Genomic DNA, 25,319 nt, shown 5'->3' with positions numbered 1-25,319 from the left:
AGCATGTCTCCAATGATCGAGATATCCAGCGCTTCGAAGACGTTCACGATGCATTTGCAGAATGGCGTGCGGCTGCCAGTGGTGTCGGGCGTATCGATGCAGGTCAATGCCGGTGAATGCGTCGTGCTCGCCGGGCCTTCGGGTGCGGGGAAATCGTCGATCCTGAAAATGATCTTCGGCAATTATAGCTGCAACCACGGGCGTATCGCCGTGCGCCACGATGGTGCCCTGGTTGACATCGCAACGGCGCAGCCGCGCGACATTCTGCGCGTCCGCAGACAAACGATTGGTTATGTCAGCCAGTTTTTGCGCGCTGTGCCGCGGGTGGCGACGCTCGATGTGGTCGCGGAGCCATTGATCACGAACGGTGTTGCCCGTAATGAGGCCCGTGCACAGGCGGGCGCATTGTTGCGCCGGCTCAACATCGCGGAACGGCTCTGGACCTTGCCGCCCTCGACTTTCTCCGGCGGCGAGCAACAGCGCGTCAATATCGCGCGTGGCTTCATTTCCGACATGCCGATCCTGCTGCTGGACGAGCCGACCGCGTCGCTCGACGGAGCCAATCGAAAGATCGTGGTCGATCTGGTCGCAGAGAAAAAGGTGCGCGGTGTAGCGATGGTGGCGATCGTTCATGATGACGAGGTGCGCAACCTGATCGCGGACCGCATTATCGACGTGGCGTCGTTCGCGGCGGCAGCGTAAGAGGAACAGGATGATTTCCGAAAGAACCGACAGAATCTTTAGCAATGCCCAGGTAGTTCTGAAGGACCGTGTGATTGAACGGGGCTGGGTTGCGACGGCCAACGGAACGATTGCAGAGGTCGGCGAGGGGGATTCCCCCGAGCGCGGTGAGGATATGCGCGGCGATCTCCTGATGCCGGGGCTGATCGAGCTGCACACCGATCATCTGGAAGCGCATTATGTGCCACGACCGAAGGTGTTCTGGGATCCGGTTGCTGCCGTGGTGTCCTATGACGGACAACTTGCCACCAGCGGCATTACCACGGTGCTGGATTCTCTGCGCGTCTGGCGCGAGGAGGGGGCCGAGGATGTGGACGGCCAGGCAGAGATTCTGGCACAGGCCATTTCATCTGCACGCGATGCGAAGTTACTGCGTGCCGAGCATTTCCTTCACCTGCGCTGCGAAATTCCGATGCCTAGCGTCGTGGAGGAGGCCAAGGAACTGGTCGGCCGACCTGACGTGCGGCTGATGTCCCTGATGGACCACACGCCGGGCCAGCGCCAGTTTCGCGATGAAGGCAAGCTGCGCGACTACTATCGCGGTAAGAGCGGCGGCCTGACGGACGCTGAACTCGACGTGATGTTCGAACGTCGGTTCTTCTATCAAAAGACCTATGGCGAGGCCAACATGCGCGAGATCGTGGCGCTCGCGCACAGCTATGATATTCCACTCGCCAGTCATGATGATACGACCGAGGAAAACGTCACCGATGCAATCCGCGATCGCGTGTCGGTCGCGGAATTTCCGACCACGATGGAGGCTGCGCGCGGGCTGCATCAGGCGGGCATCGCTGTCCTGATGGGCGCGCCAAATGTGGTGCGTGGCGGATCGCACTCCGGAAACATCGCCGCGGTTGATCTCGCCCGCGAAGGCCTGCTCGACATCATGTCGTCGGACTACATCCCTTCGAGCTTGTTGATGGCCGCGATGCAACTGCCTCACCACGTGCCCACGATTGATTTGACATCGGCGGTGCGGACGGTGACCAAAACGGCTGCTGAGGCCGTCGGACTCAAGGATCGGGGAGAGATCGTTGCTGGCAAGCGTGCCGATTTGATCCGCGTGCATCTCGCCCGTGATCTGCCGGTGGTCCGCAGCGTATGGCGCGAGGGGTATCGGGTAGCATGAGCGACGTAGCGGCATTGCCTGCTCCCAGCACGGATTTGATCGGGCCCGGCCGGCTTGTGCTGGTTGTCGGGCCGAGCGGGGCCGGCAAAGACACGCTGATCAGCCTTGCGCAGGTGGCATGTGCTGATGATAACAACATCGTGTTTCCGCAGCGGGTTGTGACGCGGGAAGCCTCTTCCTTTGAGAACAATGAGGCGGTCAGCCCGATGCAGTTCGGGCAGATGCTGGCTCGCGGCAATTTCGCATTTCAATGGGAAGCGCACGGTCTGCGCTATGGAGTGCCATCTTCGATTGTTGAAGACATAAGAGCAGGGCGCGCCGTCATCGTGAATGCGTCCCGCACCATCATCGAGTTCTCGCGCAGATCGTATGCCAATGTAACAGTGATTTCGGTAATTGCCCCGCCAGATGTTCTCGCGGAACGGCTAACCGCGCGGGGGCGCCCGAGCGACGGACAGATCGGAGATAGACTCCGCAGAGCGGTTGTTGCTCCTGTACCTGATGTGGTCATTAACAATGTCGGCCTGGCGGAAGATCGCGCCGCCGAGCTATTGAGGGCTATCGGTCGGGTTTGACAGGTGGCACCGTCGCGCGCGAGAGAAACTGCACAAGCGCCTTGCGGTCTTCGTCCGAGCCGATGCGTTGCTCGGGCATCTTTGTGCCGGGTGTGTAGGCTGCCGGGCCAATCTCGAAGAGTTTCGACACCGTTTCCGGCGTCCAGAAGATATCGAGCTTCTTCAGTGGCTCAGAGAAATTGTAACCCGGCAAGGTTGCTATCTTTCGGCCGAAAATACCCGACAGCGTCGGACCGGCCTTGTTGCCCTGGTCCGGCGCGAGCGTATGGCAGGCGACGCAGGCGCGAAAAACCTCTGCTCCTCGGTCACCCGCATATACGGCAAGTGGGTCGTTCGGATTTTCCTGAATGGTCGCCCCGATAGGCTCACCTGTCAGCGCATTCCAGCGCCGGATCACGCTGTCCGCACCACCGGTAAGAAGTGTGCCGTTGTCTGGTATGAACGCGACGGACCACACCGGAAGCCCCGGTCCGACCAGCCTGCGAGCAAGCGTGCGTGCCCTGCGGTCGATGATTGCGACCGATCCGCGAACGTCCGCCGCCGCGAGCAGTGCGCCATCCTGCGACATTGCCATCGCGATCACCGGGATCGGCCCTGCGACGGCCTCGCCGACGAGTTTGCCTGTGCGATCAAGGAAGTAGATTTTTCCATCGGCGCCAGCGGCGGCAATCTCACCGTCGCTGGATGCGACAACTGAATTGAGTGGTGTGGGCAGGGTGGTAATGGCCGGTGCTGCTGCACTGTCGAGAGGCCAGATGCGGAGGGTCAGGTCATAGCTGGCGCTGATGAGGTTCCTGCCGTCAGCGCTGAATGCTATTCCGTTGACGTTCTGCGTGTGCCCTTCGAGTATGCGCGATGCGCCGCCTGCAAGGGGCCAGAGTCTCACGGTATGATCCCACGATGCCGAAGCAAGAGTTGCACCGTCCGGCGACAATGCGAGCGCCGCAATTGGCGCTGTATGGCCCTCGAATACAGTGTCAGGCTGCTGCTTGCCGGAACTCCAGATTGCGATGCGTCCGTCAGCGCCTGCGGTTGCTGCGCGGCCGTCTTTAAGCAGTGCTGTAGCGTTGACAGCGTCGGCGTGAAATCGAAGAACCTGTTCGGCGGCATCGCGACCAAGCGACCAGCGGATAGCGCTGCTGTCAAAGCTTCCTGAGAGCAACGTCTGTCCATCGGATGAAATTGCCAGCGCTCGAACCGGTCCACCGTGACCCCGCAGTTGCGCGACCGCGGGCGCGGCGCCAAGCGCAGCAATCAATACTCCAATTACGAGCGGCAGACGAAGTGGACACCTTCTGCTGTGACGGTCAGCGTCTCGCACCGGCGGTTCCCTTGAAACTCAATCCGTGTCTGAACCGTATCGAAGCACGAAAATCTGGTTCAATAAACCGATGCTGCAAAGGTTCGCATGACGGGGGCGAACCAGCCGTCAGGCGAAATAGCGGATCGTGCCGGCCGGCATGGTATCGTAACCCGTGAGATCTTTCGCGCGCTGTTTGAGCAGGGGCTTCGACATGAAGCTCATCAACGCCTGCAAGGACGGCTTGAAGTAATCACGCTGATGCATCAGGAGATCGAAGTTCTCCCATAGCAGCGGCACAAAATCGAGACCGGCTGCTTTGGCGGCTGCGCGCGTCGCGATCCCGCAGTCGGCTTCGCCCGCTCGAATAGCCGCCGCCAGATCAGGTCCGGTCAGGCACGGCGGATCGAGCCGGCGGAGATCCTTCAACTTCGCGCCATGCTGTTTCAGGAGTGCATCGAGCAGCATTTGTGCGCCCGCGCCTGGTTGCCTGACAGCCATGGTAGCCCCGGACGCGAGAACACTCGCGATGCTGGTGAGATCCTTCGGATTCCCCGGCTGGAGTAGGAGGCCCTGTTCGCGCCGCACAAATCCGACAAGCACCGCATCGTGCAAAGTAGCGAACGCGCGCACTGCAGAGACGTTGGCGTCCTCGCCGGTATCCCGCACATCATTTTCAGTATGGAAATGGATCGCCGCGGCGATTGCTTCACCGCGCAGCACCCGGCCGACGCCACTTTCCGTCCCCTCAACAAGTGTCGCGAGGCCGGAGCCGGATTCGCGCAAACTCCACTCGAGCAGGGCGTCCTGGCTTCCGCCAACGATCAAAGGTGCATCCGAATGACCCATGCCGGCTGGCCGCGTCAATCCTGACAGCACCCATCGATCAAGCTCTTCACGCGGGAAGAGCCACTTGCCCGTCACCTTGGTGCAGGGGATCGCGCCCTCGGCCACCAGCTCGTAGAGCTTGCGTTCTCCGAGCCGTAGGTACTCCGATGTCTCACTGGTAGTTAGCAAGTCCATCCTGCACTTGTATGCATATTCCTGTTTCTTTTCAATCTATTGACATAGTCGAAAAGTATGCAGGATTACACACAAGAGGAAGTCATGCTGGATGGGTTGAGCGCTTGGCAATTGATCATGAGCGGCGATGCGACGCTGTTCGCCATCGTCAAATTGTCGCTGGCCGTCAGCCTTTCCGCTGTTGTTCTCGCGGCCCTTGTCGGCTTGCCGCTTGGTGCGTTGCTTGCGCTGATGCGCTTCCCCGGACGGAGCGCCATTGTCGTGCTCGTCAACGCTTTCATGGGGCTGCCGCCCGTTGTTGTCGGTCTCGCGGTCTATCTCCTGCTGTCGCGCTCGGGGCCCCTCGGCAATCTCGGCATCCTGTTCACGCCGACGGCGATGATCGTCGCGCAGGCGATATTGATCGTACCGATCATCGCAGCCCTCACGCGCCAAACTATCGAAGATCTCTGGATCGAATACCGCGACGAACTGTCGGCGATGGATGTCGGTCCGTTTGGTCGCATTACGACGCTGTTGTGGGACGCACGCTTCAGTCTGCTGACTGCGCTGCTTGCGGGTTTCGGACGCGCTGCGGCGGAAGTCGGCGCCGTCATGATTGTTGGCGGCAACATCGAAGGCTTCACCCGCACCATGACCACGGCGATTGCGCTCGAAACGTCGAAGGGCAATCTGCCGCTCGCGCTCGGTCTCGGCATGATCCTTGTGGTGATCGTTCTAGCGATCAATGCCGCGGCGTGGGGTGCACGAATCTGGTCCGAACGGCAGGCGGGATGACGATGCGGGCGCCGGTGACCGATCTTCCCATTGTCTTCGATCGCGTCTCGGTGCGGGCCGGCGTCACGACGATCCTCGATCGCCTCACCCTGACGTTATCGTCTGGTTCGCCGACGCTTGTTATTGGGCCCAATGGCGCGGGCAAGAGCACCTTGCTGCGCTTGTGCATGGGGCTTGCGGTGCCGACCGAAGGCCGCATCACGTGGGGCGGTCGCGCCGACGCAAAGCCGACACGCCGCGCGTTCGTGTTCCAGCGGCCGGTAATGTTGCGCCGGACTGTGGCGGCCAACATCGCCTACGGGCTGACCCATGCGGACTATCCGCGGGAGAAACTGGCTGCGCGCACAACCGAATTGCTCGAGCGCGTGGGCCTGTCGGATCTGGCCCTGCGTCCTGCTCGCCGCTTGTCGGGGGGCGAGCAGCAGCGGCTGGCGCTGGCCCGCGCTTTGGCAAGAGATCCAGAATTACTGCTGCTCGACGAGCCCACCGCGAGTCTCGATCCTGCGGCCACGCGCAGCGTGGAGGAGATCATTCGGATTGCCGCCCAATCCGGCATCAAGATCGTGATGGCGTCGCACGATCTCGGCCAGGTGCGGCGGCTCGCGGGAGACGTTGTTTTCATGGTGCGGGGCAACGTGCGTGAGCAGACCCCGGCAAAAGATTTTCTCAAAAACCCGTCGACTTCGGAGGCCGTGGCCTTCGTAAACGGCGATCTCGTTGTCTGAACTGAACTCTTGAGGGACACGTCATGAAACGCCAATACGCTTCTTTTGCCTTCGCGCTGTCGTTGCTCGCGGTGGCGTTCGCAACACCTGCCTCCGCGCAGGATACGTCCATTGTTGTGGCTTCGACCACATCGACGCAGGATTCCGGCCTGTTCGGTTACATCTTGCCCCTGTTCAAGGCCAAAACCGGCATTGAGGTGAAGGTCATCGCGCAAGGCACTGGACAGGCGCTGGATACAGCGCGGCGCGGCGATGCCGATGTCGTTTTCGTGCACGCCAAGTCGCAGGAAGAAAAATTCGTCGCCGAAGGGCACGGCGTGAAGCGCTTCGATGTCATGTATAATGACTTCGTCCTGATCGGCCCGAAAAGCGATCCCGCCGGCGTTGGTGGATCGAAGGATATTGTCACCGCACTAAAGGCTATTCAGGGAAAAGCTGTGCCGTTCGTTTCTCGAGGCGACAAATCTGGCACGCATTCAGCTGAACTTGCGCTGTGGAAGCAGGCGGGCGTCGATCTCGATACCGCCAAGGGTCCATGGTATCGCGAAATCGGACAGGGCATGGGTGCCGCTCTCAATACGGCTGGAGCGATGAATGCCTATGTGGTCTCCGACCGGGGAACGTGGCTTTCTTTCAAGAATCCCGGTGATCTCGTCATCGCAGTCGAAGGCGACAGGCGGCTGTTCAACCAGTATGGCGTCATTCTGGTGAACCCCGAGAAGCATGCGGCGGTGAAGAAAGATCTTGGCCAAAGCTTCATCGACTGGTTGACCTCAGCCGAAGGTCAGGGCGCTATCGCGGCCTATCAGGTCAACGGCAAGCAGCTTTTCTTCCCCAACGCGGAGAAAAAGGCGTCCTGAGACGGACGGACGAGACCTACTTCTTCGTTTCTGGCGGACAATCGGGTCGCGCCGCCATGGGTTTTCCATCGCTCTGTACCGTCGGGGCAGCGGAGCTTGCGTGCCCACCTGCCGATGGCAGAATCGCGCTCTTTTCCATACTTGTCGACGTCTGAGCTTTGGTGTCGGCATTGCCCGTGGTCGTGCCTGATGGTGTAGTATTGCAACTCGTCTCAGGCTTTTCGGCTGCGGGCGCAGGGGTCTGCGCCAGCGACGGCATTGCAGCAAACAGCCCCGCGACAGCAGCAGCGATGAGTTGAGTGCGCATCTTGAACCTCTGTGGCTAAATGGGCTGAATGAAACCTCCTCCTCAACGTGCCATATTTGAGATGGTTCCCGAGCGTTCGCTGCTAACCGACCGTCATCGGGCGTCAAGATGACACAGCGTTTGCCGGCCGTGTTAACTCCGCTCGATGTCGCCCTTCGTTTGCTGCTTGACGATGTGGGACCGGTTAAACCCATCGGCGTGTCGCTTGCAGATTCTGTCGGTGGCATTGCAGCTGAGGTTGCACCGCTGCGAACGGCCCATCCAGCGTTCAGTATCGCGGTCGCCGACGGCTGGGCAATGCGGGCGCGCGATATCGCCGGCGCATCATCCTATTCTCCGCTGCCGCTACCCGCATCGCCTGTATGGGTCGAAGCGGGTGATGGGCTGCCAGAGCATTGTGACTGCGTGCTTGATGCCGATATGGTCGAACAGACCGGACCGATATTTGAGGTTCTCGCTGAAGCAGTTCCCGGTCACGGCATTCGCCGGGCCGGAGACGACGTTGCCGCTGGGCGCTCGATTATTTCGCCGGGGCGACAGGTGAACGCGCGCGATAGACTTGCTCTCCACGCCATAGGATTGGACCGCATCCAGATTCGGTCTCCGCGTGTGTGCGTCATCGATGTCACCTCCACTGACGGCAGTGCCGCATCCTCGCAGTTCATTGTGGAGTTTGTGAAAGCTGCCGGTGCCCGAGCGGTTGGTGTACAGACAAGGGGACGCGACGCCGCCAGCATTTCCACTGCTATAGACGAAGGCACTTATGATTTGCTGATAACAGTCGGCGGCACGGGCCTCGGCCGCACTGATGCAACGGTTCAGGCGCTGGCAGCACATGGAACTGTTTTAGCGCACGGACTTGCGCTGCAGCCCGGGCGCACAGCGGCGGTCGCAAAGATCGGCACAACGCCGGTTATCGCCGTTCCTGGCACCCCCGATCAGGCGTTGGCGGTCTGTTTGACGCTGGTTCAACCTGCGCTGGACTTGCTCACTGAACGGGCGCAGCGACAGGCCATCGTTCGCCCCCTTGCGCGCAAGGTTTCTTCGTCTATCGGTGTTGCGGAGATCGTGTTGCTGGAAGCGCTGGATGACAAGTGGATGCCGGTTGCCGCCGGACAACTTTCGCTGGACGCTATCGTCCGCAGCCACGCATGGCTTGCTGTCCCAGGAGACAGCGAGGGTTATGCCGCCGGGACGGCGGTCGGCGCATTCTCTCTTCGCGATATGACGTGAGACTGTGTGATGACCGAACCGAAGCTGTCGCCGAATAGCGCGAATGTCGACCAGGAACAGTTTCTGACAATTCTGTCCCGTGAGGAGGCGCTTGCGCGATTTGAAGCTGCGCTATTTCCGCGTGACCTCACGGCTGACGACCTCGCGCTAGCCGATGCAATGGGGCTCGTGCTGGCGAACGATGTTGTTGCGGTTGTCGATGTACCGCCATTCGATCGCTCCAACGTCGATGGCTTTGCCGTGCGGTCCGCGGATCTCGTCGCTGCTGGCGAGGCATTGCCGGTTCGTCTACTCCTAAACGATGAAGTCATCGCATGCGGCACAGCGCCGCAATTGCCTGTGAAGCAAGGTACGGCGACGCCGATTGCGACGGGTGGTCCCATTCCGCGCGGTGCCGACGCGGTTGTCATGGTCGAGCACACGCAACCTGCAGGTTCGGGCGCAATCGAGATCAGACGCGCGACGTCGCCCGGGCAGTTTGTGTCCTATGCAGGATCTGACATTGCATGTGGCGAAGTCTTGCTGCGGTCTGGCACGCTGATCGGCTCGCGCGAAATCGGCATGCTTGCTGCGTCCGGCGTCGCTCGCGTTTCCGTAGTGAAGAAACCGCGCGTGACGATAATTTCCACCGGGGATGAACTTGTTCAACCCGGCCAAGCTCTCCGTCCCGCTGCGATCTTCGACACCAACGGTGCTATTGTCACGGCTGCTGTGTCCGAAAATGGCGGCGAGGCGCATTTTCTAGGCGCGTTTCCTGACGACGAGGACAAGCTTGAACATGTCATGCGCGAAGCGCTTGCGACCAGCGACATGCTTATTCTGTCCGGCGGCACCTCGAAAGGCGAGGGCGATGTCTCCCACCGTATCGTCGCACGGCTCGGTGAACCAGGCATTATCGCGCACGGCGTCGCGTTGAAGCCCGGCAAGCCGCTGTGCCTCGCGGTATGCGACGGTACGCCCGTTGTTATCCTGCCGGGTTTTCCCACGTCGGCAATGTTCACGTTTCACGACATGATCGTGCCGGTGCTGCGCCGGCTTGCGGGACTTCCGCCGCGCAACGACGCGCGGGTGACGGCGAAGGTGCCGGTGCGGATTGCATCGGAACTCGGTCGCACGGAATTTGTGATGGTCGCGCTGGTCGAGGGCGATGGTGGGCTGATAGCGTATCCGACCGGCAAGGGCTCGGGCGCCATCACGTCGTTCGCGCAGGCCGACGGGTTCCTGAAGATAGATGCGCTCGCCGAGCAGATGCCGGCAGGCACCCAGGCGGAGGTGACCCTGTTCACACCGCATGTGCGCGTGCCTGATCTGGTGATTGTCGGCAGCCACTGCACCGGCCTTGATCTCGTCACTGAACCACTGGCGCGCGCCGGTCTGTCGGTGCGATCGATCTCGGTGGGAAGTCTTGGCGGATTGTCCGCGGCACGGCGCGGCGAATGCGATCTCGCACCGATCCATCTGCTCGATGAGAAGACCGACACATACAATACGCCCTTTCTTGTCGAGGGCCTTGAGCTTGTGCCGGGCTATCGGCGGATGCAGGGCATCGTATTCCGCGCTGGCGACAAGCGCTTTGAAAGCCTCAATGCCGAAGACGCGGTGCGCGCTGCGTTGAAGGACCCTTCTTGTTTGATGGTCAACCGCAATCAGGGCGCGGGTACGCGTATTTTGATCGACCGTCTGCTGGGGGAAGCGCGGCCAGACGGCTACTGGAATCAGCCGCGCTCACACAATGCTGTTGCAGCAGCCGTGGCGCAAAATCGCGCCGACTGGGGCATGACCATAGCGCCTGTCGCTCACGCGGCGGGACTTGGTTTCATGCCATTCGCGGAAGAGCACTATGATTTTGCGTTGGTGACGGCACGAAAACAGCGTCCTGCGGTTCGGGCGTTTCTGGACGCACTTGCGTCAGCGGAAGTTCAGAAGGCATTGGAGCGGGCGGGATTCCGTCCGGCGTAGTTCGTTCAGATCAGACACCGTCGAGCACTGCGAGTTGCTCGGCCTCCGCGACGTCTTCGACCGTGTTGGCGTTGAAGAACGGATCGATCGGCTTATCCGGCCATGTCACCGTCGCCAGCTTGTATCGGGCGGTCCAGCGATCGATTTTGCGCATGTCTTCCATCACCAGCGCGTGCCGCAGTTCGCCGCGCAATGCGACGTTCCAGAGTCCGATCACCGGATGTATCTGTTCGCCGGAGGCCGCGACCGCGAGCTGTGCGCCTCCCTCGATCCGTGCACGCTGCAATCGCGCAACCAGATCGCGCGGCAAAAAAGGGCAGTCCGTCGCTGCGCTGAGCACCCATTCGACATCCGGCCTGTGTGTGGCCGCCCAGTCGAGCGCTGTCAGGATGCCGGCGAGGGGACCCGCAAATCCTTCGACAGTGTCTGCGATCACAGGAAGTCCGAACGCAGCGAAGCGCGCAGGGTCGCCATTCGCATTGAGAATGAGCCCGTCGCATTGCGGTGCGAGCCGCGCGATCACGCGCTCAAGTATGGTGCGGCCGCCGATGGTTTTCATCGGCTTGTCGCCGCCGCCCATGCGACGGGCCAGGCCGCCTGCGAGAAGCACGCCGAGCGTGGAGGGCCGGTCGTCAGTCATCGTCGCTGCCCTTACGCCGGTGGCGCGCGGATTCCTCCGCGACAAATTCGAGGCTTTGGTCGAACACGATCCGCTCCTGTCCTGACAGGGCGATGAACCGCTTGCCCTTGGTCCGGCCGATCAGCGTCAAACCGACCTGCCGTGCCAGTTCGACACCCCATGCGGTGAAGCCGGATCGCGACACCAGAATGGGAATGCCCATCCGCACCGTTTTGATCACCATCTCGGAAGTGAGGCGCCCAGTTGTGTACATGATCTTGTCGGCGACATCGACTTTGTGGCGCCAGGCCCAGCCCGCAATCTTGTCGACGGCGTTATGCCGTCCGACGTCTTCCATGTAGCAGACCGGCTCGCCTTCCTTGCACAGCACACAGCCATGAATGGCTCCGGCTTCGAGATAAAGCGAGGGCGCGGTGTTTACGGCATGGGTCATATGATAGAGCCATGATGTGCGCAACTCGGCATGGGGCAGCGAAGCGCCCTCGATGGCCTCCATCAGGTCGCCGAATGCAGTACCCTGTGCACAGCCAGAGGTGAGCGTCTTTTTCTTTAGTTTTTCTTCGAAATTGGTGCCGCACTCAGTGTAGACGACCACCACCTGCAGATCGTCGTCGTAGACCACTTCGGTCACGACATCGTCTGGCTTGAGCATGTTCTGGTTGAGAAGATAGCCGAGCGCGAGATACTCCGGATAGTCGTTGATCGTCATCATGGTGACGATCTCCTGTGAGTTGAGATAGAGAGTCAGCGGACGCTCGACCGGCACACTGATCTCGACCGGAGCGCCGGTCTGGTCGATCCCCATGACGCGCTCCGTCAGTCGCGGATTCTGCGGATCCGGCATCACGCGCGGCGCGGGCAGGTCCTCCCTTGCACTTTTCGGCTTGGCTTGAATTGCTTCGGTCATGGCTTACTCGATCACGATGCGCGGCGCGGGTCTGGCCGTAGCACCAGTGGTGATGGACATCCAGAGCTGGCGCGCGATGCCGATATAGTGTTTAGCGTGAACGCCTTCGGGATCGGTTGCGACGATGGGGCGTCCGTCGTCGGATGTTTGGCGGATAACCATGTCGAGCGGGATTTCGCCAAGAAACGGGATGCCGCGCTTTTCCGCGTCAAGCCGCGCGCCGCCGTGGCCAAAGATCGGCGTGACATGGTTGCAAGCCGGGCAGCAGAAGCTCGCCATATTCTCGATCAGACCCAGTATCGGCACATTGACCTTTTTGAACATTTCGATGCCGCGCCGCGCATCGATCAGGGCGATGTCCTGCGGCGTCGAGACGATGACGGCACCCGCCAGCGGCGTCTGCTGCGCCATGGTGAGTTGCGCATCGCCGGTCCCCGGCGGGAGATCAACGACGAGAATGTCGAGATCATTCCACGCGACCTCACGCAGCATCTGCGTGATAGCCGAAATCACCATTGGGCCACGCCAGACCATAGCGTTATCTTCCTCGACCAGAAACCCGATCGACATCACCTTAACCCCGAAGCGCTCCAGCGGCTCCAGCATGCGCGGACCCAGCAGGCGCGGCTTTCCGCGCAGGCCGAACAACTTCTGCTGTGAGGGACCATAGATGTCAGCATCGAGAATGCCGACTTTTAATCCCAGCGCGGCGAAACCGAGCGCAAGGTTGCATGAGGTGGTCGATTTTCCGACGCCGCCCTTACCGGACGCCACGGCAACGATGTGCCTCACACCAGGAATGCCCGCCGCCTTCGATGTCGCGGGTGTGTTTGGGGTAGGATGGGTAACTGACAAATTCGATCTCCTGATCGATCGCGCTTGCGGCGCGCCGGCTCATTGCGATCCGAAAGGATCGTTCTTTTTTGTTTCGCGCGCACGCAGATAGTCCTCGGTGGACATCACGGGCGGGCGTTGCGGGGCAGCGTGCGGATCGAAACTCTCATTGACGACAGCCTCGACGCGACAATCCGCGCACATCTTGATGACATCGAGCCGCCGCGCGTTGGCGCCTTCGAACATCCAGTGCTTCTCCTGCAACTTCGAGAGCACTCGCTCGATCGAGCTTCTGGTGCCGAATGGTGTGCCGCAGGCGATGCAATGGAATGGTTCTTCTTCTTTCAACACGCGCAGTGGTGCATTCCACGCCTGGAAGTCGAGCCGCGGCTCCAACGTGATGACATCCTCGGGGCAGGTGGCTTCGCAAAGCCCGCACTGAACGCAAAGGCTTTCGGTGAAGCGCAACATCGCCCGGTCTGGATTATCGGAGAGCGCGTTCGTGGGACAGGCGGTGACGCAAGCGTGGCAAAGCGTGCAGCCTTCGACATTCAACTGAACGCTGCCGAATGGCGCGCCGGGCGCCAGTGGAACGACGTTAACCGGAGTGGGAGCGGCCAGATGCAGTTCTCGGAACATTGTTTCCAGTACGCCGCGCTTGGCTCCGCGCGGAACGAAGTTCGCCGGATTCGGAGACGTAACGCCGGCGGGCATGGCGTCGAGCATCGCTCGCAACTGATCCGGATCGTCGGTTTCCAGAATGCGGACGACACCTTCGCCGAAGCCGAGTGCAGCGGCGATCGTCCCCGACATGTCGGCAGCGCGGCGCAGTCCAGCCGTTTCGTGCCGGGGCTGCGCACGCATCAGGAGCGCGACGCCCGTGCCGCCATAGGCGAAGACCGCCGCGAGAGATTCCGGACCGAGTTGCGTGACTTCGTTGACGCGCACCGGAAGCACGTTGGCCGGCAAGCCATCGCCGAACCGTGCCAGTGCATCTATCAATGACTCGCCGTGATCGCCGTCGTGAAACAACACAACGCCATTTTCTCCGCCGGCCTTGCGATAGGTTTGCAGCAGTGTACGCAGCCGCCGCATCAAGGCATCGGCACCCGGCAACGAATAGGACGCAGCGCCCGTCGGGCAGACCGATGCACATGCCCCGCATCCGGCGCATACATTAGGGTCGATGACGACGGCGTTGCCGTTCGGAGTGATCGCGCCGGTCGGGCACAAATCGAGGCAGCGTGTGCAGCCGGTAATGTTCGAGCGTGAATGCGCGCAGAGCGATTCCTCGAAATGGATGAAGCGCGGCTTATCGAAAGTGCCGACGAGGTTGCCCGCGTCCGCAATCGCCCTCTCGAGGGCGGCGCGGTCCCGCGGATCGGCGCGCAGATAGCCGGGGCGTAGTTCGTGGGCCGGAAACAGCGGCAGGCCGCCACTGAGGTCGAGGATAAGATCGCAGTTCGAGATTGCGCCGTCGTGTGAAGAGCCGAACACGAGCTTGCTCCGCGAGGAAGGGGCCGGCAGTGCATAGTCATCAATGGTCAGTTCGAATTGCCCGAGATATCCGCGCGCGTTGCGGATCGTGCCCTTGAGCACTGGAAACTCGTTGACTGCGCGCGGCGTCACGTCGCCGGGCTTGGTGAGAATGACTGTGATGTCGAGGCGATCGGAAAGACGTTTGGCCGCGTCGATGGCAATATCGTCGTGACCATAGATCAGCGCGACACCGCTGCTTTCGAGCGTGACCAGCGAGATCGGTGGCATCTCTTCCGCGGCTGCTGCGATCAGCGCCGCGGCTTTTGGTCCAGCTGCCGCCGCGTCCTTCGACCATCCACCGGTTTCGCGAATGTTGACGAAGGTGAGGAGGGCGTCGGGGAACTCCTCGGCGACTTCCTTAAACAGCGGCGCTTCCTGCGTACACGCCACCGTGATCGCTTCGCCCTCGGCGAGGGCCGCCTTGAACTGGTCAAGGTCCAGACCGCAGAGCTGGTTGGCCTGCGTCATGTGCGCCGTGCACCCGCGTCCGATCGCCTGCGCATCGAGCGGCATGGTCTTTTCGCAACTGCAAACCAGAAGGCGGGACCTTGCGCTGTTCATGATCTGCAACCTTGACCCTTGGCGTCTGCTCAGAGTGGTTATGTCAATCATATGGTGCCGCGGCAGCGGCTTGCGCAAGCACGCCGCCATCTTGACCGGGATAGCATAGACTGCCCAAATACAAAGAGCTTAGGGAAATTTTCTACGATGATGGTTTCGCGCACGGCGCAAGTGGAGCAGCCACTCGATCTCCCTCCGGGCTACACGCTCGTATCGCTTCGCGAATACGGCGATGCGTTCGCGCACGGCTGCACCATCGCAGCCCAAGCCGGCGCGGGAACATTGGTTTGGGTCCGGCGCTACGATCTGGTCGAGTTCGCCGTTGTCCTAGAACCGGATGAGCCGTTGGCATCGGCTCGCCGAGCATTCTTTGCCGGCATGAATGCGATCGGGGACGCTATTGCGGTGCACTGTCCGCCGGAACGGGAGGTGCAGTTTACCTGGCCGGACACGATCCTGTTCGACGGCGGTGTGTTGGGCGGCGGGCAACTTGGCTGGCCGAAGGACTGCCGCGAGGATGAAGTCCCAGCGTGGCTGGTGTTTGGCGTCATCCTGCGTGCCGCGGACATGGCGCATGTCGGAGAGGTCGAGGCGGCAAGCGGGGTTGCGCTTCTGAACGAAGGCTTTGAGATGGTCGATACCGAGGCAATGATCGGCAGTTTCGCCCGGCATCTCATGACGGCCTTCGATCAATGGAACGAGCGCGGCTTTGATCCGTTGGCGCGTGACTATCTGGAGCGGCTTTCCAAGGAGAACGCCGGCGAGCGGCACGGCATCGACGTCAACGGCGATCTTCTCGTCAAGGCACCTGCGGCGAAGGGGCCGGTGATACGGAGCAGTCTTGTCAATGCTCTCGCCAAGGTCGCGTGGTATGATCCGGAATACCGCGCACCGAAACTCGGGTGAGGCGGACATGCTGAAACTGCCGCGCACTATCAGGCTCGATCCCTCGGACACATTCGTGTTCGAGCGTGCCGCCGAGCCCGGCGAGTGGGCCGTGTCTGGTGCGTTTGTATTCTGGAACTGCGATCCTGCGACGCTTGGCCAGAAGCAGCGCGTGGCGCTGCGATCCGGTTTTCTCGGTATCGATAGTCTCGGGTGGTCGACGCTTGCAGTCGTGACTGAGGCAACTGAGGTCGAACGGCAGGGCGTGATCGTGCGGCTGGCGGAGCAACTGGTAACAAAATTCGGTGCGCCGGATATGGAAGCCGCGCTCGCTGCGGCCCAGGAGGAGGTCGCATTCGCAGCGTCCTTGTGCGACCACCCGCCGCAGACGATCTTGGCTGTGCAACGGACTGTTGAGAACGGCGAAATCCGCGAGCGTTTCCGTACCCTGAAGCCGCGCGAGACGGAACAGGGCTCGGATCGATTGCACACCCATGCACGCGCCTTTACCTTTCATGAGGTCGAGGGCGACGAGCCAGCCGAAGAGGTGGACCTTCTCGGATTGAGCAATACCGATCGGATCAAGGCGGATCGTGCATGAGAGAATTCTGGGTCGCTTCAGGTCATCACCTTACGCGCCGCGCCGATCACGGCGGGCTGATTGCGACGCCGGAGCTAATCATGGCGTATCTGGCGCGGCCAGAGTTGATGCCGCCCGATGACGCATGCGACGCCGAGCGTAATCTGCATGCTGATCTGCTGGCTGATCCGCTTCGTCCGGTATCCAAGGCCGACATTGCAGGGATCGCCGACGCCGATGCGCGCGAGAACTGGACGTTCATGATGGCTTTTCGCGACCGGCTTGTTGCGGCTCCTTCGCTGGAGGCGGTGTATGTCTCGCTGGCACGGAAGGGCGCAACCGACCTGCCGCCGATCTTTCTTTCGCAGTTGTGCCACCTGATCCTGCGCAACGCGCTCGAGGGCTGCGATGATCCGTATATCCTGCGCGCCGCCGAGTTGTTCTACCGCAGCCAGAAGGCCACGATTCACGACGGCGCTCTGCTGCTCGCCGATGCCGAAGTCGTCGAAGCGCAGCATCATGCGCAACATGATCTCCATTCATCGCCGTTGACCGCGATGTTGCAGCCACAGGCGTTCGGCGAGATGGACGTCATGGATGACGCGAATGCCTGGACCTATTGGTCGCGGTCGGATGCCCATGCGATGGTCATGAATCTCGGCGGCAATCAGAAAGCGCGCGATGCGCTCTGCCGGGTGATCGAATGCTGGATCGCCCATCTTTTGGGCGTTGCCGTGAAGGCAGAGACGGTCGCGTCGATAGAGGACCGAGACTGGCGCTGGTTCGTCGGCCTCGACAGCGAAGGAACCCGGATCGGCAACGCCCTCTGGAATGGAGATACGCCGGGCGCGGCTGCGGCCGGGCGGATTGTCGCCTTGATGCGTCTGATCTTTGATGACGCGCGTTTTGTCGATGAGCGTGTCGGAACCAAACCAGTTTATCTCATTCTGGCGATGGACGCGGATAAGATGGTGCGCCTGAAACCGCAAAATCTCGTCGTGGGCCTGCCGCTCGCGTCCACTGCGAATGTCGCGTGATTCACCGGCGACGGGAGGATCTGCAATGACCGAGATATCTCGTGAAGTTGGCGTGGTGCTGCGCCGCCGCGTCATCGACAATCCCTGGATCGACCATATGTGGTCGCCTGTGACGGTCCTGGACGACGTGCCGGCTACTGCACCTTGGACGGTGCTGTCGCAGGAGGCCGATGCGACGTTGTATTATGCCGGCCCTGCGACGATCGATTTGTTCAGCACCGATACGGCTAACTACCGCGACAATCTTGCCGACGGTGCGCCTCGAATCTGGATCGCGCTTCGGCGTCAGGACGGCGGGGCTGAGCTTGAACTGACAAAAGTGACCGCCGATCCGACCGAAGGGGAGGCGCTGTTCGAAAGTGGCACCGACGTGATTGGTACGGTCCCGATGTCGCCGGATATTGCGTCCTGGGTCGCGGCATTTGTCGATGAATTCCATGTCGAACATGTCTTCCACAAGCGTAAACGCGATGGGACGAGTGATGACCGCAGGCGCGGTGAAGATCCATCCGGCAGACGGAGGGACGATGCATGAGCCAGGACGAGAAGGAGAACGACAAGAATTTTCTGTCGCGCTGGTCGCAACGCAAACGCGAGGCGAAACTTCCGGAACACGACAGCGCGGCTGTAGAGCCGGCTGATGAGGCGGAGGCCTTGCCCGCGCCGACTGTGGCAAGCGACGCCGAAGAGCAGTTCGACCTCTCAAGCCTGCCGAAACTGGAAGAGATCACGGGAACCACCGATATCACCGGCTTCCTGCGCAAGGGCGTGCCAGAGAGTTTGCGCAACGCGGCGCTACGGAAATCCTGGGCGCTGGATTCGGCCGTCCGCAACTATGTCAATCCCGCACTCGACTACGCTTATGACTGGAATACGCCCGGCGGCGTGCCCGGAAGCAGCGAGCTCGCGGCGGGTACGGACATCGCGAAAATGGTTCTGCAGATCATGGGCAGCGATCCGGTCGCCTCCGGTCTGCAAGAGTCGGGCGGCGGGTCGCATGGTGACGCAAGCGATGGTGCCAGCGGCGATACAGACGTTGATGCGCCGCAAAATCCGGAGCCGATATTGCCGCTTCAGCAAGTGAGGCTGTCTGTGCCGGCGACAGCTTCAAATCCCGTCTCGGGTGATCAAGCTCAAGCTGAGCACGCTCAGATTGAACGCGCAGAGGATGCTGTGTTCAACGAGCCTAGTGCACCGCAACAAGACGTGCGACGCCATGGCACTGCAAAACCAAGGGTTTAGACAAAATTCTTTGAGACATAGGACGAACCTATGATACAAATTTAGAACTAGAATAGTTCCAATAAAGGAAGATGCCTGATTTGAGGGCACGGTGGGAGGGCTTCGGTTCGAACCATGCGGGACTCAGGATTAGAGCGGGCAATCAAGGCAGCAGGCGGCGTCGCCTCTCTGGCGAGAGCTATTGGAATTGCTCAGCCCTCAGTTTCGGCATGGTCGCGTATTCCAGCTGAACGCGTCCTCGCTGTTGAGTCCCTCACGCAAGTCTCCCGCTTCGTTCTCCGCCCCGACCTCTACGGATCAGCGGGAGATCATGTGAAATCAGACATCGACGAAATCGATCAGCTCCGCGCCGCGGAGTACGGCCTGCTGTCGTTGCTGATGGGCAGGGCGCCTACGGCGGACACGCTGTCCAAAGTAGCGATGCTGAAAGGCGATGCGTCCGACCTCGGCATGGCGCATATCGAACTCGCCGCAGCAGCGACGGAGTTCGACGAGCGCGCGATCTCCAAGGAGTTCTTCGATCTGTTCATCGGCCTGGGACGCGGCGAACTGCTGCCCTATGCCTCGTACTACCGGACCGGCTTCCTTCACGAGCGGCCGCTCGCCCGGGTCCGCGAAGATTTTGACATGCTGGGGATCGAGCGCGCGGGCTCCGCGCGTGAGCCGGAGGATCACATCGCGATTCTGCTCGAGGTCATGGCCGGTCTAGCGCGCGGGGACTTCGAAACAGACTTCGCCGCGCAGGCACGATTCTTCGAGCGCCATCTGAAGCCATGGGCTGCGCGGATGTTTGCCGATCTCGAAATTTCGCAATCCGTCAAATTCTATCGCGCCGTCGGGCGCGTTGGTCGCGTCTTCATGGAACTGGAATCAGAGGCCTTCACACTGTCCGAGTGAGGCCGAAAGCGAAATTTGGGGAATTGACTGGAAGGATACCGCGATGAGCAAGCCATCCAAGAGCAAGATACCCGCAGACAAGCCGCAGGATACAAAAGGTTTCGACCGTCGCCGCTTCTTCATGATGGGAGGGTCGGCGGTTGCAGCCGCGGCGGTGGTGCCGCTGACCGGCGAAGCTGAAGCGGCCGAGTCGGATAAGGACGCCAAGAAGGCTCGCTACAGGGAAACCGATCACGTCAAGAATTTCTATCGCGTCAACCGTTATTGATGGAAGCACGCACATGTTGATCAAGCGAAAAGAAGGATTTGCCGGCCGCACACGCTTGCAGGGCATTGCTGCTGGCCTCGCTTCCGGCGTTCTTGACCGACGTTCGTTTCTGCGCCGCTCCGGCTTGGTGGCAGGCGCGGGGGCTGCTGTCGGACTGATGCCGTTGGGATCGGTGCGCAAAGCGCAGGCCGGTCCGAAAATCGTCGGTGCGCCAACCGAAATCAAAAAGAACATCTGCACGCATTGTTCGGTGGGCTGCACGGTCATCGCCGAAGTGCAGAACGGTGTCTGGGTCGGTCAGGAGCCGGCTTGGGACAGCCCGCTCAACCGTGGCTCGCATTGCGCCAAGGGTGCGTCGGTTCGTGAACTGGTGCACGGCGACCGCCGCCTGAAGTACCCGATGAAACTTGTCAACGGCGAGTGGCAGAAGATCGGCTGGGATCAGGCCATCAACGAGATCGGCGACAAGATGCTCGAGATCCGTGCCAAATCCGGCGCCGACTCGGTTTATCTGCTGGGCTCGGCGAAGTTCTCCAACGAGGGCGGTTATCTGTTCCGCAAGTTCGCTGCGTTCTGGGGCACCAACTCGATCGACCACCAGGCGCGCATCTGTCACTCGACCACGGTCGCGGGTGTTGCCAACACCTGGGGCTACGGCGCGATGACGAACTCTTACAACGACATCCGCAACTCGAAGACCATCGTCTTCATGGGATCGAATGCCGCCGAGGCGCATCCGGTTTCGCTCCAGCACATTCTGACGGGCAAAGAGATCAACCGCGCCAACGTTTTCGTGCTCGATCCGCGCTTCACGCGCACCGCGGCACATGCGACCGAGTACGTGCGCTTCCGCTCCGGCACCGACATCGCGGTGATCTGGGGCATGCTGCACCACATCTTCGCCAACGGTTGGGAAGACAAGGAGTACATCGCCCAGCGCGTTTATGGCATGGACCAGATCCGCGCCGAGGTTGCGAAGTGGACTCCGGAAGAAGTTGAACGCGTCACGGGTATTCCCGGCGAACAAGTGAAGAAGGTCGCCGAGACCTTTGCAAAGCAGCGTCCGTCCACGTTCATCTGGTGCATGGGCGGCACGCAGCACACGGTAGGCACCGCGAACGTTCGCGCCTATTGCACGCTGCTGCTCGCGACCGGCAATGTCGGTGTGTTCGGAGGAGGCGCCAACATCTTCCGCGGCCATTGCAACGTGCAGGGCGCGACCGACATCGGCCTCGATATCACCTCGCTGCCGCTTTACTATGGTCTGGTCGAAGGGGCCTGGAAGCACTGGGCTCGCGTGTGGGAAGTCGATTACGATTATTTCCAGTCCCGCTTCGATGAAGTACCGGCGAAGGCGGGTCGTCCGGCCCGTACCCGCAAGCAGAACATGGAATTGCCGGGTATCCCGTGGACCCGCTGGTTCGATGCGACGCTTGCCAAGCCCGATGACGTCGATCAGCGCGACACCGTGAAGGGCGTGATTGTCATGGGGCATGGTGGCAACACCATCCCGCGCATGACGGAAATGGTGAAGGGCCTTGAGAAGCTGGACTTGCTGGTGGTTGCTGACCCGCATCCCACCACGTTCGCGGCGATCTCGGAGCGCAAGAACGGCACATATCTGCTGCCGGCCTGCACCCAGTTCGAGACATCCGGCTCGCGCACAGCGTCGAACCGTTCACTTCAATGGGGCGAGCAGATCGTCAAGCCGATCTTCGAATCCAAGGATGACTACGAAATCATCTACCTGCTTTCGAAGAAACTCGGTTTCGCCGATCCGATGTTCAAGAACATCAAGGTCGAAAACAATCATCCATCGGCCGAAGACCTGCTGCGCGAAATCAACCGTGGCGGCTTCTCGACCGGCTATTCCGGCCAGTCGCCGGAACGGCTCAAGGCGCACATGAAGAACCAGGGCAAGTTCGACCTGGTGACCCTGCGCGCAAAGAAGGATGAGCCAGAGATCGGCGGCGACTATTACGGGCTGCCGTGGCCCTGCTGGGGCACGCCGCAGATCAGGCATCCTGGCACTCACACGCTTTACAACACGAACCTCCATGCGAAGGACGGCGGCGGCACGTTCCGTGCGCGCTTCGGCGTGGTCTACGAGGAAAAACAGCCCGACGGCTCGGTGAAGAACGTCAACATGCTTGCGGAAGGTTCCTACAGCAAGGGCTCGGAACTGACCGACGGCTATCCGGAGTTCACTTACGGCGTGCTGAAAAAGCTCGGCTGGGACAAGGATCTCACCGAAGCCGAACTCGCCACCATCAACAAGATCGGCGGCAACAACCCGGACGGCGTGGGCTGGGCGGTCGACCTGTCGGGCGGCATCATCCGCGTCACGCTTGAGCATGGCGTGATGGCCTATGGCAACGGCAAGGCCCGCGCGGTGGCGTGGAATTTGCCGGATCCGGTGCCGGTGCATCGCGAGCCGATTTACACGCCACGTCCTGAGCTGGTCGCCAAGTATCCGACACGTCCGGACGGACGCCAGTTCCGCATGGCCAATCTCGGCTTCTCGATTCAGAAGGCGGCGGTGGACAAGGGACTTGCCAAGCAATTCCCGATCATCCTCACCTCCGGGCGTCTGGTGGAATACGAGGGCGGCGGCGAAGAAACGCGCTCCAACCGTTGGCTCGCCGAATTGCAGCAGGACATGTTCGTCGAGGTGAACACAGCCGATGCCGCTGAACGCGGCATCAAGGACGGCGGATGGGTCTGGGTGTTCGGCCCGGAAAACGGATCGAAGGCTCGCGTCAAGGCGCTGGTCACCGATCGCGTCGGCAAGGGCGTGGCGTTCATGCCCTTCCACTTTTCCGGCTGGTTCCAGGGCGTCGATCAGCGCTCCAAATATCCGAAAGGCGCGGACCCGATTGTGCTCGGCGAAAGTGCCAACACGATCACCAGCTATGGCTACGACCCAGTGACCGGCATGCACGAGGGCAAGGCGACCCTGTGCCAAATTCAATCGGCGTGAGAGGAGAATAAACGATGGCTCGCGTCAAATTTCTTTGTGATGCCGACCGTTGCATTGAGTGCAACGCCTGCGTGACAGCCTGCAAGAACGAACATGAAGTCCCGTGGGGCATCAATCGCCGCCGCGTCGTCACCATCAATGACGGCAAGCCCGGTGAACGCTCCGTGTCCATGGCCTGCATGCATTGCACCGACGCGCCTTGCGCGGCGGTCTGCCCGGTGTCGTGCTTCTACACCACGGCAGATGGCGTCGTGCTTCACTCGAAGGATCTTTGCATCGGTTGTGGATATTGCTTCTACGCCTGTCCGTTCGGTGCACCGCAATATCCGAAGGTCGGAAATTTCGGTTCACGCGGCAAGATGGATAAGTGCACCTATTGCGCGGGCGGGCCGGAGGCGGATTCCACGCCAGCCGAGTACGCCAAGTACGGCGCCAACCGTCTTGCCGAGGGCAAGCTGCCGATTTGCGCTGAAATGTGTTCGACCAAATCGCTGCTTGCGGGCGACGGCGCTATCATCGCCGAGATTTACAAAGAGCGCGTGATGAAGCGCGGTTACGGCTCGGGCATGTGGGGCTGGAAGACAGCTTACAGCGATTCACCGACCGGCTAGGGCGCGATGCCGAAGGTCCGTAGGGCCTTCGGGCAACCTCATGCTCGAAGTTGTTCTTGATTGGAAATGGAAGGTCGTGCCGATGTCGATCTCGCTCTCAACCCTCAAGACCCTGTGTGCCGCCTTCGCGTTGTTGTTCGTGCTCGCGCATCCCGCCACCGCGCAATTGTCCTTCAAGCCCACCGCCGACGCCGTTCAGGAAGACCAGCTTCTCAAGGCGCTGAAGGAGGGCGACAAGATCACGGGCCGGATCACCATCCCGGATCCGATGGCATCGAGCCTGATCCAGCCTGCCGGGAAGGACTGGCGCGATTTCCAGCGCAGCACGCTTCCCATCATCGGCGGCGTTGCCATCATCGGCATGGTTGCCTTGCTCGCCATCTTCCTGATGGTTCGGGGCCGCATCCGGGTCGAGCACGGTTTTTCCGGTCTCAAGATTCTCCGTTTCGCCAGCTTCGAGCGATTCACGCATTGGCTGACCGCGAGCTGTTTCATCATCCTCGCGCTGTCGGGCCTCAATATCAGTTTCGGCCGCGTGCTGATCCTGCCGCTGTTCGGGCCTGAGGCATTCTCCACGATGACGGCTTGGGGCAAGATAGCGCACAATTACCTCGCGTTCCCGTTCATGCTTGGCCTCGTGATCATGTTCCTGATCTGGATCAAGGACAACATTCCCGGAAAGGTCGATCTCAATTGGCTCAAGAAGGGCGGCGGCATGCTGAAGAATGGCGAGCATCCGCCGGCCAGGCGCTTCAATGCCGGCCAGAAGGGCATCTTCTGGATCGTCATCATCGGCGGCGCGCTGATGTCCGTGTCGGGCTGGTACCTGCTGTTTCCCTACATCCCGGCGAACGTCACGACACTGCAGTTCTGGACTGTGATCCATGCCGTGATTGCCATGCTGTTTATCGCTGCGATGCTCGCCCACATTTATATCGGCTCGGTCGGTATGGAGGGGGCGTTCGATGCGATGGGGACGGGCGAGGTGGACCTCAACTGGGCCAAGGAGCACCACTCGCTCTGGGTCGAGGAGGAGCAGGCCAAGGGTCGGGCGCCCGACACCGGCAGTTCGCGGGCCATGCCCGCCGAATAATTCAGCCTATTCGCTAAAGCGCATACCTATATAAGGGACTGTCCGGCACAACCGGGCGGTCCTTTGAGTTTTCGGAGTACGGAATGAGGGTGATAGGTCTTTCGGGGTGGAGCGGGGCAGGCAAAACGACGCTGCTTGCGCGCCTTATCCCGCATCTGATCGCCGAGGGCTTGCGCGTTTCTACAATGAAGCACGCCCACAGCAATTTTGACGTCGATGTTCCGGGCAAGGACTCGTGGCTGCACCGGCAGGCGGGCGCTACTGAAGTGCTGGTCTCTTCCGGTCGTCGCTGGGCATTGATGCACGAATTGCGCGGCGCGCCGGAAGCCCCCTTGGCCGAACTGCTGGCAAAGATGTCACGCGTGGATTTGCTGATCGTTGAAGGCTTCAAGGCGGACCTGCACCCCAAGATCGAGGTGCATCGTGCCGCGAACGGCAAGCCGCTGATGTTTCCTGCAGACCCGACCATTGTCGGTATCGCCGCCGACATCGCCGTGAATTCGACGCTGCCGACCGCTCATCTCGATGACATTCCAGCCATCGCCCGCATTATGAAGGCGGCGGCGGTGCGGATCGAGGATGTGTTTGCGCATGAGGCCGCGGGAGCCTGATCGCC

General features: G+C 61.0%; 24 protein-coding genes and 1 pseudogene. 19 read left to right on the top strand and 6 right to left on the bottom strand.

The window, feature by feature from the left end; genetic code table 11:
• Positions 1-3: 3 nt before the first annotated feature.
• From phnL to phnN, 3 genes are read left to right on the top strand one after another with little or no spacing between them, the layout of a single operon-like run.
• The gene (gene phnL / locus YH63_RS20180) at positions 4-702 is read left to right on the top strand and encodes a phosphonate C-P lyase system protein PhnL (RefSeq protein ID WP_046830066.1); all 699 of its coding nucleotides are present in this window, start codon (positions 4-6) and stop codon (positions 700-702) included.
• A gap of 10 nt (positions 703-712) precedes the next feature.
• A complete protein-coding gene (locus YH63_RS20175; protein ID WP_046830065.1) occupies positions 713-1,870 on the top strand; it encodes an alpha-D-ribose 1-methylphosphonate 5-triphosphate diphosphatase in 1,158 nt (385 codons plus the stop codon).
• A complete protein-coding gene (gene phnN / locus YH63_RS20170) occupies positions 1,867-2,445 on the top strand; it encodes a phosphonate metabolism protein/1,5-bisphosphokinase (PRPP-forming) PhnN (RefSeq protein WP_046830064.1) in 579 nt (192 codons plus the stop codon). The genes YH63_RS20175 and phnN overlap by 4 nt, the downstream gene beginning before the upstream one ends.
• Here the strand turns inward: phnN and YH63_RS20165 are convergent.
• Both YH63_RS20165 and YH63_RS20160 read right to left on the bottom strand, forming a co-directional pair.
• Positions 2,429-3,724: a c-type cytochrome gene (locus YH63_RS20165; RefSeq protein WP_046830328.1), complete on the bottom strand. Its 1,296-nt coding sequence runs from the start codon at positions 3,722-3,724 to the stop codon at positions 2,429-2,431. The two genes, phnN and YH63_RS20165, sit on opposite strands and share 17 nt — an antisense overlap.
• Positions 3,725-3,874: 150 nt before the next feature.
• Positions 3,875-4,768, bottom strand: a complete 894-nt coding sequence (locus YH63_RS20160) for a helix-turn-helix transcriptional regulator (protein ID WP_046830063.1) — start codon at positions 4,766-4,768, stop codon at positions 3,875-3,877.
• Positions 4,769-4,852: 84 nt separating this feature from the next.
• Here YH63_RS20160 and YH63_RS20155 point away from each other — a divergent pair, with 84 nt between their 5' ends.
• From YH63_RS20155 to YH63_RS20130, 5 genes are all read left to right on the top strand, one after another.
• Positions 4,853-5,545 carry an ABC transporter permease gene (locus YH63_RS20155; RefSeq protein ID WP_046830062.1) on the top strand — a complete coding sequence of 231 codons (693 nt, stop codon included), beginning with the start codon at positions 4,853-4,855 and terminating at the stop codon, positions 5,543-5,545.
• A gap of 2 nt (positions 5,546-5,547) precedes the next feature.
• Entirely contained in the window at positions 5,548-6,270 is a 723-nt protein-coding gene (locus YH63_RS20150; RefSeq protein ID WP_170978757.1) for an energy-coupling factor ABC transporter ATP-binding protein, read from the top strand.
• Between the two features lie 23 nt (positions 6,271-6,293).
• On the top strand, positions 6,294-7,130 hold the full coding sequence (locus YH63_RS20145) for an extracellular solute-binding protein (protein WP_046830060.1): 837 nt from the start codon (positions 6,294-6,296) through the stop codon (positions 7,128-7,130).
• A gap of 415 nt (positions 7,131-7,545) precedes the next feature.
• Positions 7,546-8,670 (top strand): molybdopterin-binding protein, encoded by a 1,125-nt coding sequence (locus YH63_RS20135; protein WP_046830059.1) that lies wholly within the window; start codon positions 7,546-7,548, stop codon positions 8,668-8,670.
• A 9-nt stretch (positions 8,671-8,679) separates the two neighbouring features.
• Positions 8,680-10,629 carry a molybdopterin biosynthesis protein gene (locus YH63_RS20130; RefSeq protein ID WP_046830058.1) on the top strand — a complete coding sequence of 650 codons (1,950 nt, stop codon included), beginning with the start codon at positions 8,680-8,682 and terminating at the stop codon, positions 10,627-10,629.
• A gap of 10 nt (positions 10,630-10,639) precedes the next feature.
• On the opposite strand, the gene mobA is transcribed toward YH63_RS20130, so the two are convergent.
• The 4 genes and pseudogenes from mobA to YH63_RS20110 all read right to left on the bottom strand — a co-directional run bounded on the left by mobA (position 10,640) and on the right by YH63_RS20110 (position 15,110).
• Positions 10,640-11,269 (bottom strand): molybdenum cofactor guanylyltransferase MobA, encoded by a 630-nt coding sequence (gene mobA, locus YH63_RS20125; protein ID WP_046830057.1) that lies wholly within the window; start codon positions 11,267-11,269, stop codon positions 10,640-10,642.
• Complete coding sequence (locus tag YH63_RS20120; protein ID WP_433995122.1) at positions 11,262-12,113, bottom strand: formate dehydrogenase accessory sulfurtransferase FdhD; 852 nt, start codon at positions 12,111-12,113, stop codon at positions 11,262-11,264. Before YH63_RS20120 ends, mobA begins: the two co-directional genes overlap by 8 nt.
• A gap of 66 nt (positions 12,114-12,179) precedes the next feature.
• Positions 12,180-13,025, bottom strand: a pseudogene (locus YH63_RS20115) (Mrp/NBP35 family ATP-binding protein); the annotation flags it as partial.
• 45 nt (positions 13,026-13,070) lie between these two features.
• Complete coding sequence (locus YH63_RS20110) at positions 13,071-15,110, bottom strand: 4Fe-4S binding protein (protein ID WP_046830055.1); 2,040 nt, start codon at positions 15,108-15,110, stop codon at positions 13,071-13,073.
• A gap of 147 nt (positions 15,111-15,257) precedes the next feature.
• Here YH63_RS20110 and YH63_RS20105 point away from each other — a divergent pair, with 147 nt between their 5' ends.
• From YH63_RS20105 to mobB, 11 genes are all read left to right on the top strand, one after another.
• The gene (locus YH63_RS20105; RefSeq protein WP_046830054.1) at positions 15,258-16,016 is read left to right on the top strand and encodes a biotin/lipoate--protein ligase family protein; all 759 of its coding nucleotides are present in this window, start codon (positions 15,258-15,260) and stop codon (positions 16,014-16,016) included.
• Between the two features lie 7 nt (positions 16,017-16,023).
• Entirely contained in the window at positions 16,024-16,596 is a 573-nt protein-coding gene (locus tag YH63_RS20100; RefSeq protein ID WP_046830053.1) for a DUF6505 family protein, read from the top strand.
• On the top strand, positions 16,593-17,612 hold the full coding sequence (locus YH63_RS20095; protein ID WP_046830052.1) for a DUF6352 family protein: 1,020 nt from the start codon (positions 16,593-16,595) through the stop codon (positions 17,610-17,612). Before YH63_RS20100 ends, YH63_RS20095 begins: the two co-directional genes overlap by 4 nt.
• A gap of 25 nt (positions 17,613-17,637) precedes the next feature.
• Entirely contained in the window at positions 17,638-18,147 is a 510-nt protein-coding gene (locus tag YH63_RS20090; protein WP_046830051.1) for a DUF3305 domain-containing protein, read from the top strand.
• Positions 18,144-18,854 carry a DUF3306 domain-containing protein gene (locus tag YH63_RS20085; protein ID WP_046830050.1) on the top strand — a complete coding sequence of 237 codons (711 nt, stop codon included), beginning with the start codon at positions 18,144-18,146 and terminating at the stop codon, positions 18,852-18,854. The genes YH63_RS20090 and YH63_RS20085 overlap by 4 nt, the downstream gene beginning before the upstream one ends.
• Before the next feature lie 114 nt (positions 18,855-18,968).
• On the top strand, positions 18,969-19,751 hold the full coding sequence (locus YH63_RS20080; RefSeq protein WP_046830049.1) for a molecular chaperone TorD family protein: 783 nt from the start codon (positions 18,969-18,971) through the stop codon (positions 19,749-19,751).
• 43 nt (positions 19,752-19,794) lie between these two features.
• Positions 19,795-20,019, top strand: a complete 225-nt coding sequence (locus YH63_RS20075) for a hypothetical protein (protein ID WP_046830048.1) — start codon at positions 19,795-19,797, stop codon at positions 20,017-20,019.
• 13 nt (positions 20,020-20,032) lie between these two features.
• Positions 20,033-22,999 carry a formate dehydrogenase subunit alpha gene (locus YH63_RS20070; protein ID WP_046830047.1) on the top strand — a complete coding sequence of 989 codons (2,967 nt, stop codon included), beginning with the start codon at positions 20,033-20,035 and terminating at the stop codon, positions 22,997-22,999.
• A 14-nt stretch (positions 23,000-23,013) separates the two neighbouring features.
• Positions 23,014-23,610 carry a formate dehydrogenase FDH3 subunit beta gene (gene fdh3B, locus YH63_RS20065; RefSeq protein WP_028348819.1) on the top strand — a complete coding sequence of 199 codons (597 nt, stop codon included), beginning with the start codon at positions 23,014-23,016 and terminating at the stop codon, positions 23,608-23,610.
• An 82-nt stretch (positions 23,611-23,692) separates the two neighbouring features.
• A complete protein-coding gene (locus YH63_RS20060) occupies positions 23,693-24,703 on the top strand; it encodes a formate dehydrogenase subunit gamma (RefSeq protein ID WP_046830326.1) in 1,011 nt (336 codons plus the stop codon).
• A gap of 83 nt (positions 24,704-24,786) precedes the next feature.
• Positions 24,787-25,314, top strand: a complete 528-nt coding sequence (gene mobB, locus YH63_RS20055) for a molybdopterin-guanine dinucleotide biosynthesis protein B (RefSeq protein WP_046830046.1) — start codon at positions 24,787-24,789, stop codon at positions 25,312-25,314.
• Positions 25,315-25,319 lie beyond the last annotated feature (5 nt).

Origin of the sequence: Afipia massiliensis, assembly GCF_001006325.2 — a bacterium.
GTDB lineage: Bacteria > Pseudomonadota > Alphaproteobacteria > Rhizobiales > Xanthobacteraceae > Afipia > Afipia massiliensis_A.
This window is presented reverse-complemented; position numbering and strand designations above follow the sequence as displayed.